This window comes from Pseudonocardia parietis (genome assembly GCF_017876315.1).
Taxonomy (GTDB): Bacteria; Actinomycetota; Actinomycetes; order Mycobacteriales; family Pseudonocardiaceae; genus Pseudonocardia; species Pseudonocardia parietis.
Genome location: NZ_JAGINU010000001.1, coordinates 1,295,803 through 1,308,984 on the forward strand (window position 1 = coordinate 1,295,803; position 13,182 = coordinate 1,308,984).

Sequence of the window (13,182 nt, forward strand, 5' to 3'; positions counted from 1 at the left end):
CGCTTGCACTCACCAGACGGCGGTTGTGACCTCATAGGAGCCTGTGCCAGCAGGCACCCATCACTGTCTTGTCCGCTCGCCCCGGCTGGTGCGTGCCGCCCTGCCCGGTCGAACGAGTACAGGACGGTCATGCCCACGATGACACACCCCCACCCCGCTGACACCGCCGTCCCCGGCGAGCCCCGCCAGGTCACCGGCGGGGTCGACACCCACAAAGACACCCACACCGCCGCCGCCCTCGACCAGGCCACCGGCCAGCTACTGGGACACGCCCAGTTCCCGGCCACCGCAGCCGGCTACGCCGCGCTGGTGTCCTGGCTGCAGACCTTCGGGCTGCTGGTCCGGGTCGGGGTCGAGGGCACCGGCGTCTACGGCGCCGGCCTGGCCCGCCACCTACACACCGCCGCGATCACCGTGGTCGAGGTCGACCGCCCGGACCGCAAGACCCGCCGCTGGCAAGGCAAGTCCGACCCGGTCGACGCCGAGGCCGCCGCCCGCGCCGCCCTGGCCGGACGCGCCACCGGTGTCCCCAAGCAGCGCGACGGACGAGTCGAAGCCCTGCGGGCGCTGCGCGTGGCTCGCCGCTCCGCGGTCGCCGCCCGCGCCGAGGCCCAGACCCAGATCCGATCACTGCTGATCACTGCCCCCGACGAGCTGCGCACCCATCTCGCGCCCATGAGGCTGCGGGAGCTGCTGACCCACTGCGCCACCCGACGCCCCGACCCCGCCCACGCCGACCAGCCCGAGACCGCGACTCTGATCGCGCTGCGCAGCCTGGCCCGCCGCCACCGCGAGCTGACCACCGAGATCGACGACATCGAGTCGTTGATCGCGCCGCTGGTGACCGCGATCAACCCGAGCCTGGCTGCGATGCACGGGGTTGGTCCCGACGTCGCCGGACAGCTCCTGGTCACCGCGGGCGAGAACCCGCACCGACTGCGGTCCGAGGCCGCGTTCGCGATGCTCTGCGGGGCCGCACCACTGCCCGCGTCGTCCGGGCGCACCCACCGCCACCGACTCAACCGCGGCGGGGACCGACAAGCCAACGCCGCGCTCTACCGGATCGTGCTCTGCCGACTGCGCTGGGACCCACGCACCCGCGACTACGCCGACCGCCGCACCGCCGAAGGCATGAGCAAGAAAGAGATCATCCGCTGCCTCAAGCGCTACATCGCCCGAGACATCTACCGCGCCCTACTCACCACCCACGACCTCGAACCCGCCGCTTGACATCCATAGGAGCATCCGCGCCATGATCCCCGTCTGGGGAGTCCTGGTGCGGGCAGACGCACGCCGCACTCCCCGGACGCGGATCTTCGGGGCGGGATCAGTCGTCGTCGCGGTCGTCCTGGTCGTCGTTGTCGTCGCGGTCGTCGTTGTCGATCTCGTAGTCGAGGATCTCGCCGGTGGCGGCGTCGACGTCCACGTCGTGGTCGGCGGCACCGTTGCGGACCTCGACCTCCCAGTGGTCGCGGTCGTCCCGGTCGTCGAGCTCGGCGGCGTCGTCGCGGTCGTCGTCGGCCCGGTCGAACTCGACCTCGGTCACCCGGCCGCCACCGGCGCGCTCCAGGGCGATCCGTTCGGCGGCGGCGCGGTCGACGGCCGGCTGCGGCGCGTTCCCGGGCTGGGCCTCGGCCGTCGCCGACGTCGGGGCGACGGCGACCGTGGGCTCGTCGGCCCCGAGGGCGAGTGCGGTGCCTCCGCCGACGAGCAGCAGGCCGGTGGCGGCGAGGGCGGCGACGGTGATCGAGCTACGCATCGTGGATCTTCCTCCGTGTCGTTCTGCGTTTCCGGGGTGGCCCGGTGACAAGGAGAACGATGCCGCCGCGCGCACCAAGGCCGCGCTGCGTGACCCCTAACGCGACGTTAGGACCTGCGGAAACGATGTGATCGTGGTCGCATCGCCACGATCACTCGGGTGCGCCGGCCGGCCGGTTCGCGGCGTCGAGAAGCTGCTGGGTGCTCGCTTCGGCCGACCGGATGAAGGTCAGCATCGCCTGGAGGGTGGCGGGGTCCGTCGATCCGAGGTGCTCGCGCAGTCGCTGGTTGAGTGGCTCGTAGTGCCGCGCGGCCTCCTCGAGCGCCTCGGCCCGGGGCGTGACGACGACGCGTCGACGGTCTCGGGGGTCCGCGTCGCGGGTGGCGATGCCGGCGTTGACGAGGCGCTCGACCAGGCGTGAGGCCGCCCCGGTCGTCAGGCCGACGTGGCGACCCAGCACGCCGGGAGAGCACGGACCGTGGACGCTCAGCACGAACAGCGCCCGGAGATCCGATGGCGTCACGCCCAGCCGGGCGGCGATGACCTCGTTGTACTGGACCAGCAGGACCTGCCAGCCGGGAATGGCCGCCACCACGGCGTCGAGCAGGTCCCCGCGCTGTTCAGCCGTCACCGATCCATCTTGAGCCACGGCTCCGGCTTGCCGATCACCACCCACAACCCTTACTGTCGCAGTTACTGCGCCACACAGCAACTGTGTAGAGCATAGGAGTTGAATGAGCGTCGACGACGATCGGAAGAGTCCTGCCGCCCCGGCCGTGACCGGGACGACGTGGGTCGGTCTGATGACGGTTCTCGTGGCGGAGTTCATGGACCTCGTGGACGCGACGACGGTGACGGTCGCGTTGCCCTCGATCGCGGCGGACCTGGGACTGTCTCCGGCACAGGTGCAGTGGATGCTGGCCGGATACACCCTCGCGATGGGCGCGGGCCTGATCACCGGCGGCCGGCTCGGGGACATGCTCGGCCGGCGGCGGGTGTTCCTGGCCGGCCTGGCCGCAGGCACCTTCTTCGCCATCACGGCCGCCGTCGCGCCCACCGCCGGTTGGCTGCTGGCGAGCAGGCTGCTCAGCGGTGTGAGCGCCGCGTTCACCGTGCCCCTGGTCCTGGGCCTGGTCCGGGCGTCGTTCACGGCCGAGCAACGGCCCAAGGCGCTCGGGCTCTACGGCGCGACACTCGGGCTGGCCTCCGTCGTCGGGCCGGTGCTGGGGGGCGCGCTCGTCAGCGGTGACCTGTGGGGCCTGGGCTGGCGAGCGGTGTTCTGGATCAACGTGCCCATCGGGATCGTCGCGCTCGTCATCGGATGGTGGGTGCTGCCCGAATCCCGCGACCCCCGACCGGCCCGGCTCGATCTCGTCGGGGCGCTGCTCGTCGCGGTGGTCGCGACGCTCGTCCTGCTCCCGCTGGCACAAGGCGCCCAGCTCGGCGGGCCGGGATGGACGATCATCGGCCTGGTCGCGGCCACGGCCGTGGCGTTCGGTCTCGTGACGCACCTGCGCCGCCGGATCGCACGAGGTGCGGACCCGTTGTTCCCCCCGGCGTTGTTCGCGCGTCGCGGGTTCAGCGCGGGTGTCGGGGTGGCGCTCGTCTTCTTCGGTGCGATCGGGTCGTTCTTCCTGGTGCTGGTGCTCTACCTCCAGGACGGCACCGGGCGTTCGGCCTGGGCGACCGGGCTGGTGCTGCTGCCGTACGCGGTCGGATCGGTCATCACCTCGGGGCTGTCGGTCACGCTGGCCGCGCGGATGGGCCGCACCCTGCTCATCGTCGGCGCGCTGGTTCTGGCGCTCGGCCAGGCACTGTTGCTGCTGTTCCTCGCCGGCCCCGGCGAGCCCGGGTACCCGCCGTTGGCGGCAGCGCTGTTCGTGGCGGGCCTCGGGCTCGGCCTGGCGGCTCCACCCCTGATCGACGTCGTCCTGTCCGCGGTCGACGACCGGCACGCCGGCACCGCCGCCGGGGTGCTGACCACCGCCACCCAGATCGGCGGTGCGCTCGGCGTCGCGGTCCTCGGATCGATCTACTTCGCCTCGCTCCGCGATGCCGGCCCCGCCGCAGGCGTCGCCGGTGCCCACAGCGCTGCCCTGTCCACGGCGCTGCCCTGGCAGATCGGCGCCTATCTGCTGGCCGCCGGTCTCATGACCCGGCTTCCGGCCCGTGCCACGACCGACCCTGTCTGACGCCCGCACCACACCGTCTCGATCCCCGGGGAGAACCTCATGAGCGAGCTCGAAGGCTCGATGATCGACCACCTCAACCTGCCCGTCGGCGACCTCGCGCGCGCGGTGGCCTTCTACACCGAGGCGCTCGCCCCGCTCGGCATCCACACGGTCATGGAGGTCCCCGCCGACCCCGGCTCCGGGCAGAAGGCGATGCACGCCTTCGGTGCCGGACCGAAACCGTTCTTCTGGGTCATCGAGGCCGGTCACGACGTCCGGCACGACACCGACACCCACCTCGCCTTCACCGCCCCGGACCGCGAGACCGTCGACGCGTTCTGGGCCGCGGCCCTCGCCGCCGGAGCGACCCCGCTCCGTCCGCCCGGCCTCTGCCCCGAGTACCACTCCGACTACTACGGCGCCTTCGCCGGCGACCCCGACGGCATCAACGTCGAGGCCGTGTGCCACCGGGCACCGCACCCACCCCGCTGATCGACGGTTGTGGAGTGGGGCGCACGGCACACGTACGCCCCACTCCTCAACGGGTGATCACGCGGGGGCGGCGAGCTCCAGCTCCACCTGCAGGCCCCCGGCGGGCGGGCTGTGCAGGGCCAACCGGCCGCCGCCCTGGTCGGCCGTGCGGCGCGCGATGTCCAGGCCGAGCCCGGTCGAGCCGCCGCCGCTCACCCCGCGCGAGACCGGGTCGGCGCCCGGGGGCAGGCCGGGGCCGTGGTCGGACACGACGAGCCGGGCGCCGCCGCGGGACCGGCCGGTCAGTTCGATCCCGAACGCGGTGCCGTCCGGGGTGTGCGCGAAGACGTTGCCCAGCAACGCGTCCACGCAGGCCTCCAGGTCGCCGCGGGCGCAGCCGACCGGCAACGGCCCCTCGGCGAGGTCCAGGGTCACGGCCCGGTCGGTGTCCTCGGCGAGCACCTGCCAGAACTCGACCCGCTCCCGGACGACGGCCGCGGCGTCCGCCGACCGGCCCTCGCCACCGCGCCGGCGGGCCTGCTCGATCGCGCCGGTGACGGCCCGCTGCACACCGTCCACACCGGAGGAGATGCGGGCCGACTCGTCGGGGTCGCGCAGTGCCTCGGCGTCCAGGCGCAGCGCGGTCATCGGAGTGCGCACCCGGTGCGCGAGATCGGCGACGTTCTCCCGCTCCTCGCGCAGCAGCTCCGAGATCCGCCCGGCGAGCCCGTTCAACGCCCCCGCGACGACGCCGAGCTCGGCAGGCGCCGCCGGGTCGGCGCGGGCGGCGAGGTCGCCACCGGCCAGCCGCTCGGAGACCTCGGACAGGTCGGTGCTGGCGTCGACCAGGGAGCGGGCCAGCCGATCGGCCAGCAGCAGCGCACCCGCCATCAGCACGACGGACAGCCCCGCCAGCAGCAGCCAGGACCGGGTGACACCCCGGGTCAGCTCGGCGTCCGGGACGAACGCCCGGATGACGCTGTCGCCGGCCGCGCCCTGGACGGAGAACACCATCTCCCGCCCACCCGGGGCCTCGGTGGAGGCGCTCACCCCGCGCAGACCCAGCTCCACCAGGGGGCTGCGCGGTGCGGGCGCGCCGAGCACCGTGCCGTCGGAGAGGATCACCGAGACGTCACCGGGATCGCGCTCGTCGGCCAGCTCGACGGTCGGCGCCATGGTGTTCCGGTCGGCCGTGGCGACGACCGGGGTGAGGCTCTGGGCCTGCGCGGTGGCGGTGGACAGGGCGGTGTCCTCGGCGACCGTCCTGATCAGCACGGCCAGCGGCACGGCGAACGCGACCAGCACCAGCAGCACCGTGGCCGCGACGAGCGCGAGGATCCGGCGGCGCATCAGGCCTCGTCCGGACCGGCCGGCGCCGCAGGCGTGCTCGGCGCGGAGAGCCGGACCCCGACACCGCGCACCGAGTGCAGGTAGCGGGGCTGCTGCGCGGTCTCACCGAGCTTGCGGCGCAACCACGACAGGTGCACGTCGACGGTCTTGTCCGCACCGCCGTAGGGCTGCTGCCAGACCTCGGTGACCAGCTCCCGCTTGCTGACGACCTGGTCCGCCCGCGCGGCGAGGTGGTGCAGCAGGTCGAACTCGCGCGGGGTCAGCTCCAGCTCGGTCCCGTCGAGCTGCGCGCGCCGCGACCGCGGGTCCACCGACAGCCCGCCGACCACGACGGTCGGGTCCGGCGTGCCGTCACCGAGCCGGCGCAGGACGGCCCGGATCCGGGCGTCGAGCTGGGCGGCGGCGAACGGCTTCACCAGGTAGTCGTCGGCGCCGGCGTCGAGCACCGCGACGATCTCGGACTCGTCGTCGCGGGCGGTCGCGACGATCACCGGCACGGTGCTGGCACCGCGCAGCATCCGCAGCATGGTGGTGCCGTCCATGTCCGGCAGGCCGAGGTCGAGCACGACCAGGTCCGGGCGCTTCCCGACGGCCGCCTCGAGGCCGGTCATCGCGGTCGGGGCGGAGTCGACGGCGTGCCCCCGCTCACCGAGGCCGCGGATCAGCGCGCCGCGGATGGCGGGGTCGTCCTCGACGATCAGGATCTGGGCCACGTCATGTCGCCTCTCCGCCGATTCCACCGACCGGCTCACACCAGACATAGGAGCGTCGTGGGCTGGTGGGGGTGCCTTCGGCCCGCACCCGGCCCTCGTCGACGAGTTTGCGGACCGCGGCGAGTACCGCCGGTCGGGAGCGATCGACCTGCGCGGCGAGCTCGGCGGCGGTCGACCTGCCCTGGCGCTGCAACAGGGTCGTCACGGCGTCGTAGGTGCTGCCGTGCACCTCGGCCGGCCGTCCCCGGGGCACGGAGTCGAACAGCTCGGAGCGGGCGAACCGCACCTCGAACCGACCCGGGTGATTGCGGAACGTGGGTTGCGGCAGCCCGGACCGGAGCAGGTCGCGGATCATGGCGGGAATCCCCGACGCGCGGTTCTCCGCCACCACACGGTCGCTGCGTGGCAGATAGGTGTCCGACAGCAGTTGGGCGAGGTAGCCGTTGCGGGACGAGGACACTCTCTCCTCGCCCAGGTCGGCCACGGTCACCGGGCCGAAGATTCCTCCGGGACTGGTCACTCCCAGATGATCGGGATGGAGTTCGACGGTGATCTGGGTGCCCCGGCTGACCGGGCTGTAGTCGCGGTGCAGCACGGCGTTGACGACGGCCTCCCGCACCGCCTCGAGCGGATAGTCCGGGGCGTCCAACCGTCCGGACTCTCCGACGAAGCCTCGTGCCGCGATGTTCCGGCGGACCGCCGCGACGCATTCGGCGACCTGTTCGGGGATCGGACCCCGGAACTGCTGGTTGTCGAGGAAGCGCGGTTGCTCCCTCGTCCCGGGGCCGGCCTCATGGACGATGAGAGTGATCATCAACTGCGGGTACCACTCCTGTGGGAACGGCCCGAGCGCAAGCATGCCGCCGAGGGACGGGACCGGGCGGCCGTCGTCGTCGGGTACGAGAACGCGCAGCCGCCGCAGGGCGGACTCGTCGTCGACGTCACGTAGCGATCGGCTCGTGCCGCGTGCCCGTTCGAGCATCCGGCGGGTGGCGTGGGTGTCCAGATCGTCGATCCCGGCGCCGGCCACCGGTTCGGCATCGTAGGTGGGCTGGCCGCGGTTGGCGATCGTCAATCCGATCTCGGCCTGCGTCATCCGCCGGTCACCGTCCCCCGCTCGGACGTACGAGCCGTTCGCGATCCCGCGGGAGCGGACATAGCAGGGCTTCTGGTCCGAGGGGAGCGGCGAGATCTCGGCCGAGACGACGACCCGGCCGTCGATCTCGATGAGATCGGTCGTCGGGCGAACCGGCGGCTCGAGCTGGTCGCTCAGTGCGGACACCAGATCGTCGCGCAGCTTGACGGGGTTGGCCATCGCGACGGCCTGGAAGTCGTCGTTCTCGTCGACGCCCAGCAGGACGACACCGCCGTTGGTGTTGGCGAACGCCGACGCGGTCTCGACGGTCGTGCGCGGCAGGCCACCGCGGGAGGCCTTCGCCTCGACACCGCTGGGCTCGCCGCCGAGCCGACGGAGATCGGCGAGCAACTGGCGTAGGTCGTCCGGTTCCACCAAGCACCTTTCAGGTTTCAGGTCTTCTTTCAAGTTACCTGAAAGGCTTTCAGGTCCGCTCAGTACCCACGTTATGCGGGCAGCCGCTGCGGGTGACAGCGATCTCGGACTCTCTTCGGTGTCCTTTAGGAATGCGTTAACCGAGCCCCGGGGCATCCTGGGGGCGTGAACGGACCGAGCAGGCGCACCACCCGCACCGGGCTCCTCGCCGGCCTCTGGATCGCCGCCGCGGCGGGTGCCCTGCTGCTGGGGCTGACCGCGGTCGGCCAGATCGGCAGCGGGCTGGCCGGCGGTGACCCCGTGCCGCCGCTGGCGGCCGAGGAGGTCGAGGCATCGCTCGCCCGGCACGCCGCGTCGGCGCCCGCCCAGCCCACGACACCGCAGCCCCCGGCACCGCAGCCGGCGCCCCCCGCGTCACCGGCGCCGCAGGAGACGCCGCCCGGTGTCGTGCCGGCCGGGACGGCCGGGACGATCCTCGCCCGCTGCGAGGGCGACACACCGCGGGTGGTGTCGGTGAACCCGGCGCAGGGCTTCGAGCGTGAGGACGGCGACGACCTCGCCCCGGGCCAGGTGGAGCTCGACGGCGACGACCTCGACGTCCGCGTCACGCTGAGCTGCGCGAACGGGGTGCCGTCCGGTCAGGTCGCGAACGTGGGCGGCGACGACGACTGAACCGGCTACCCGTGCCGGCTGCGTTCGTGGAAGAAGTCCTCGACCACCGCGAGCTCGCCCGCGCGGGTGATCTCGTCGTAGACGTACCGGCCGACGGCGAGGTCGAGCACCCCCAGCCCGAACGGCGAGAACACCACGGTCCGGTCGGCAGGCACGGTGATCCGCCCGGCCATGACGTCGTCCAGCGTGCCGTCCAGGAAGTCCCGGTTGCCGGTCAGCTGCTCGACCAGGTGCGGTGACGTGTCGGCCTTGAGACAGTGCTCGACGTCGTCGACGACGTTCGCGGCGGACAGCAGGATCTCCGGCGCGAGGTCGCGCAGCGACACGTTGAGCACCAGCGGGGCGTGGGAGAACCAGCCGGGATCGTGCAGGTACGGCCGCGCCGCGACGGTGGCGAGGACGATCAGGTCGCTCGCGCGGACCAGCGACTCGGCATCCTCGTGCACGGTGACCCGCCCGCTCGCCCCCGACCGTTCCAGGTAGTCACGGAAGCCGTGCGCGCTGCCCGCGGCCAGGTCGTGCACCCCGACCTCGTCGAACGTCCAGCCGGTCCCGGCCAGGAACGTGTGGATGTAGCGGGCGATCAGCCCGGTGCCGACGAACCCGACGCGGGCCGGCCGCGCCCGGTTGCGGGAGAGCCGGTCCGCGGCCAGCGCCGCCGACGCCGCGGTCCGCGAGGCGCTGATGATCGAGCTCTCCAGCACCGCGAACGGATAGCCGGTCACGGGGTCGTTGAGGATCAGCACGGCCGACGCCCTCGGCAGCCCGGACGCGACGTTGTCCGGGAAGCTGGAGATCCACTTCAGCCCGTCGGTCCGGGCCGGGCCGCCGATCGAGGCGGGCAGCGCGATGATCCGCGAGCGGGGCCGGTCCGGGAACCGCAGGAAGTACGACGGCGGGTTCACCGAGTCCCCGGCCCCGTGCAGCCGGTAGGTGGCCGCCACCAGGTCGACGATCTCGGACTCCCGCCCCTGCAGCACCCGTCGCACCTGCCCACCGGGGACGACCGCGAACGGCGGCGGGGCGAGCGCGCCGGCCGGCCCGGACGTGACGGACTCCTGCACCCCGGTCATCGCAGGTCACCGGCCCGCATCGGGTCGCCCAGCCCGACCAGGACCTCGCGCGGCCCGTCGTAGGGGTCGCGGCCGTGCGCGGTGCGGATGTTGTCGACGAGCAGCAGGTCACCGGCCTGCCAGGGCTCGCGCATCGTGTACCGCTCGTAGGTCGTGGTGAGCAGGTCGACGACCTCGCGGTCGATCGGGTCGCCGTTGCCGAACCGGGTGGTGAACGGCAGCCCGTCCGGGCCGTAGACGTCGAGCAGGTACTCCCGGACCTCGGGTTCCATGGTCCACTCGTTCAGGAAGGCGATCTGGTTGAACCAGCAGCGCCGGCCGGTGACCGGGTGCGTCACCACGGCGCGGCGGTGCTGCCGGGTCCACAGGCCGCCGCCGGGCTGCCACGCGAACTCGATCGCATTCGCCCGGCAGTAAGCCTCGACGGCGGCCGGGTCGTCCGTACCGAACGAGTCGGCGACCGACGCCCCGATCTCGGCGTTGTAGCTGCGGACCAGCTGCCAGCCCTCCCGCTCGAACCGGTCCACCAGCCCGGGCGGCAGCGCCTCCAGCACGCCCGACGAGTCGGCGATCCCGGTCGTCCCGCCAGTGGCCGGGGCGACGAGGCAGGCGAAGAGCATCAGGCCGGGGAACTCGCTCGCGTAGCTCAGTTCGTGGTGCATGCACATCTGCTGGGCCGCAGGCCAGGCCGAGGCCGAGTAGACGCCGTCGGCGTAGACCGAGCGGGCGGCGAAGGCCTCGCGCTCGGTCATCAGGCCGTGGGCCAGGCCGCGGAAGACACCCTCGACGTCGGCCGGGGCGCCGAGCCCGAAGCCGCGGACCAGCACAGCGCCGTGCTCGGTGACCAGGCCGCGCAGGGCCGCGCGGAACTCGTCCCAGGCCATCCCGCGCACGGCGTCGGCCGGGAGCAGGGGCGGGCGGCCCGGGTGGAACTCGAGCTCGAGCCGAGCGGAGGGAACGGAGGGCGTGGACATCGGATTCTCCTTCTGGAGTGACTGCGCGGGCACGCGGGCTCAGTGCGGTGAGGTGTGGCCGGTGGCGAGCCCGGGCGCCTCCACCCGGCCGTCGACGACGGCGGCGAGATCGGCCAGGACGGGGTGGCGGGTGACGTCGGCGAGCGACACCACGCGGTCCAGCCCGACCACCACCTTGACCGCGGACAGCGACGTGCCGCCCAGGTCGAAGAAGTGGTCCCGGCGGTCGATCCGGTCGGCAGGCAGGTCGAGCACCCGGGCGACGACGCCGGCGATCCGTTGCTCGGTCGGGCCGGCGGGCGGTTCGTGCCCGTCGCCGGGGGCGGCGGACGGCTCGGCACCGAGCTCGGCGGCGAGCACGGTCAGCGCCTTCGTGTCGATCTTGCTGTTCGCGGTGAGCGGCAGCGCGGCGCGGTGGTGGAACTCCGAGGGCACCATGTAGCCGGGCAGCGACGCAGCCAGCCGCTCGCGCAGCAGGGTGTCCTCGATCGGCTGTGGCGCGGCGTAGAACGCCACCAGGTGCTTGGCCCCGCCGGCCCGTTCGGTGACGACGACGGCGCCGTCGCGCACGCCGGGCACCCGGGCGAGAGTGTTCTCGATCTCGCCGATCTCGATCCGGAAGCCGCGGATCTTGACCTGGGTGTCGCGGCGGCCGAGGAACTCCAGGGTGCCGTCGGGCAGCCAGCGGCCGTGGTCGCCGCTGCGGTAGAGACGCCGGTCCGGCCGGTACGGGTCGGTGGTGAACGCCTGCCGGGTGCGTTCCGGGTCGCCGATGTAGCCGCGCCCCACACAGACCCCGGAGCAGACGATCTCGCCCGGGGCGCCGAGCGGGACCGGCACCAGGTCGCCGTCGACGACGCGCACGGCGGTGTTGCGGACCGGCCGCCCGAGCGGGACCCGGCCGTGATCGGGCATCCGGTCGAGCACGGCGTGGGTGAAGTCGTCCGAGGTCTCGGTCAGGCCGTAGGCGTTGGCCAGCCGCACGCCCGGCCGGGCGGCGAAGAAGCGCGCCGCGAGGTCGGCCTTGAGCGCCTCGCCGGTCGTCGACACGGTGTGCAGGTCCGGCAGGTCGCGTGGGTGCGTGTCCAGGTAGGACAGCACGACCTCCAGGTAGGACGGCACCACCTGGACCACGTTCACCCGGGCCCCGGCGAGCCGGTCGACGTAGCGGGCGACGTCGAGGATCAGGTCCTGCTCGACCAGTACCGTCCGCCCGCCGACCAGCAGCGGCGCCACCAGCTGCCACAGCGAGATGTCGAAGCACTGCGGCGCGGTCTGGGCGACCGCCTGCCCCTCGGCGATCCCGAAGTCCTCGATCTTGGCGAGCAGGTGGTTGAGCATCCCGGCGTGCTCGCACATCGCCCCCTTGGGCACGCCGGTCGAACCGGAGGTGAAGTAGAGATAGGCGAGCCGGTCCGGCCCGATCTCGAGGCCGAGGTCGTCGCCGGGCAGCGCCTCGAGAGCGGGGTCGTCGACGCGCACGGTGCCGACCCCGGGCAGCGACGCCAGCGCCCGGTCCAGGTTCGGAGTGCTCGCCGGCTCGGTCAGCGCCAGCCGGCACCCGGCGCGCGACAGCGTGGTGGCGATCCGCTCGGCCGGGAAGTGCGGCTCGATCGGCAGGTAGGCGCCGCCCGCCTTGAACACCGCGAGCACCGAGGCCATCCAGTCCAGGTTCCGCTCGGTCACCACGGCGACCGGGCCCTCCGGCGTCAGCCCGCGGGCCAGCAGGGCCCGGCCCAGCCGGTTGGCACGGGCGTTGAGCTCGCGGTAGGTCCACCGCCGGTCGCCGAGCTCGGCCGCGACCGCGTCCGGGTGGGCGGTCACCCGGCGCTCGAACAGCTCGTGGAAGCGGACGTCGGGCAGCTCCCGGTCCGGGCCGTCGCGCTCGGTCAGCTGGTGGTGCAGCTCGTCGTCGGACAGCAGGTGCCGGTCTGCGGGCCCGGCCTGCGGAGCGGCGACCAGCGCGTCGAGCGCGGCGACGTGGTAGCCGCCGATCCGGGCGGCACAGGCCTGATCGATCACGTCCGTGCGGTAGCGCAGCCGCAGCACCGGGCCGCCGGGACCACGGACGGTCCCCACGGTCAGCACGAGCTCTCCGGTGAGGTCGGCGGCATCGCCGTGCGGGTCGAGCAGGGTCTCGAACGGCACGTCGGGCGGTTCCTCCGACGGCCGCCCGGTCGCGTCCAGCAGGACCTGCCAGGACCCGACGGCGGTGTCGATCCGCCGGGGCACCGGGAGCGCGCCGGGTGCCGGGCGGTATCCGGTGACGACCTCCGGTTCGCCGGACAGCACGGCGAGCACCCGGGCGTGCGCGGCCAGCAGCGCTGTTTCCGGGCGCACCCCACCCGGCAGTTCCGCCGGGAACCAGGACGGCAGCGGCACCTCGTGCACGGCGTTCCCGGGCACCGGATCGGTGCTCCAGCGGGGGATCCGGGTCGCGGCCCCGGGCAAGGTGCTCATCGGGTCGTCCTCTCCGCGCAGGTGCGGGT

General features: G+C 73.2%; 12 protein-coding genes. 4 read left to right on the forward strand and 8 right to left on the reverse strand.

Annotated elements, in window-relative coordinates:
* Window positions 1–138: 138 nt before the first annotated feature.
* Window positions 139–1,230 carry an IS110 family RNA-guided transposase gene (locus JOF36_RS06195; protein ID WP_210035210.1) on the forward strand — a complete coding sequence of 364 codons (1,092 nt, stop codon included), beginning with the start codon at window positions 139–141 and terminating at the stop codon, window positions 1,228–1,230.
* A 97-nt stretch (window positions 1,231–1,327) separates the two neighbouring features.
* On the opposite strand, the gene JOF36_RS06200 is transcribed toward JOF36_RS06195, so the two are convergent.
* Together JOF36_RS06200 and JOF36_RS06205 are read right to left on the reverse strand one after the other, a co-directional pair.
* Window positions 1,328–1,759 (reverse strand): PepSY domain-containing protein, encoded by a 432-nt coding sequence (locus tag JOF36_RS06200; RefSeq protein WP_210025447.1) that lies wholly within the window; start codon window positions 1,757–1,759, stop codon window positions 1,328–1,330.
* Between the two features lie 151 nt (window positions 1,760–1,910).
* Window positions 1,911–2,390 (reverse strand): MarR family winged helix-turn-helix transcriptional regulator, encoded by a 480-nt coding sequence (locus tag JOF36_RS06205; RefSeq protein WP_210025448.1) that lies wholly within the window; start codon window positions 2,388–2,390, stop codon window positions 1,911–1,913.
* 103 nt (window positions 2,391–2,493) lie between these two features.
* Between JOF36_RS06205 and JOF36_RS06210 the strand changes: the two genes are divergently transcribed.
* Together JOF36_RS06210 and JOF36_RS06215 are read left to right on the forward strand one after the other, a co-directional pair.
* Window positions 2,494–3,951 carry an MFS transporter gene (locus JOF36_RS06210; protein WP_210025449.1) on the forward strand — a complete coding sequence of 486 codons (1,458 nt, stop codon included), beginning with the start codon at window positions 2,494–2,496 and terminating at the stop codon, window positions 3,949–3,951.
* Between the two features lie 39 nt (window positions 3,952–3,990).
* Window positions 3,991–4,422, forward strand: coding sequence for a VOC family protein (locus JOF36_RS06215; protein WP_210025450.1), 432 nt, complete (start codon window positions 3,991–3,993; stop codon window positions 4,420–4,422).
* 57 nt (window positions 4,423–4,479) lie between these two features.
* Here JOF36_RS06215 and JOF36_RS06220 read toward each other — a convergent pair whose 3' ends face one another.
* From JOF36_RS06220 to JOF36_RS06230, 3 genes are read right to left on the reverse strand one after another with little or no spacing between them, the layout of a single operon-like run.
* Window positions 4,480–5,751, reverse strand: a complete 1,272-nt coding sequence (locus JOF36_RS06220) for an ATP-binding protein (RefSeq protein ID WP_210025451.1) — start codon at window positions 5,749–5,751, stop codon at window positions 4,480–4,482.
* On the reverse strand, window positions 5,751–6,464 hold the full coding sequence (locus tag JOF36_RS06225; protein WP_210025452.1) for a response regulator transcription factor: 714 nt from the start codon (window positions 6,462–6,464) through the stop codon (window positions 5,751–5,753). The genes JOF36_RS06220 and JOF36_RS06225 overlap by 1 nt, the downstream gene beginning before the upstream one ends.
* 1 nt (window position 6,465) lies before the next feature.
* On the reverse strand, window positions 6,466–8,007 hold the full coding sequence (locus tag JOF36_RS06230; RefSeq protein WP_210025453.1) for an ATP-binding protein: 1,542 nt from the start codon (window positions 8,005–8,007) through the stop codon (window positions 6,466–6,468).
* Between the two features lie 132 nt (window positions 8,008–8,139).
* On the opposite strand from JOF36_RS06230, the gene JOF36_RS06235 reads away from it, so the two are divergent.
* Complete coding sequence (locus tag JOF36_RS06235) at window positions 8,140–8,646, forward strand: hypothetical protein (RefSeq protein WP_210025454.1); 507 nt, start codon at window positions 8,140–8,142, stop codon at window positions 8,644–8,646.
* A gap of 5 nt (window positions 8,647–8,651) precedes the next feature.
* On the opposite strand, the gene sbnB is transcribed toward JOF36_RS06235, so the two are convergent.
* The 3 genes from sbnB to JOF36_RS06250 are packed head-to-tail and all read right to left on the reverse strand — an operon-like array spanning window position 8,652 to window position 13,153.
* On the reverse strand, window positions 8,652–9,719 hold the full coding sequence (gene sbnB, locus JOF36_RS06240; RefSeq protein WP_210025455.1) for a 2,3-diaminopropionate biosynthesis protein SbnB: 1,068 nt from the start codon (window positions 9,717–9,719) through the stop codon (window positions 8,652–8,654).
* Window positions 9,716–10,693, reverse strand: a complete 978-nt coding sequence (locus JOF36_RS06245) for a TauD/TfdA family dioxygenase (protein ID WP_210025456.1) — start codon at window positions 10,691–10,693, stop codon at window positions 9,716–9,718. The genes sbnB and JOF36_RS06245 overlap by 4 nt, the downstream gene beginning before the upstream one ends.
* A gap of 39 nt (window positions 10,694–10,732) precedes the next feature.
* Window positions 10,733–13,153, reverse strand: a complete 2,421-nt coding sequence (locus tag JOF36_RS06250; protein WP_245350702.1) for a non-ribosomal peptide synthetase — start codon at window positions 13,151–13,153, stop codon at window positions 10,733–10,735.
* Between the last annotated feature and the right edge of the window lie 29 nt (window positions 13,154–13,182).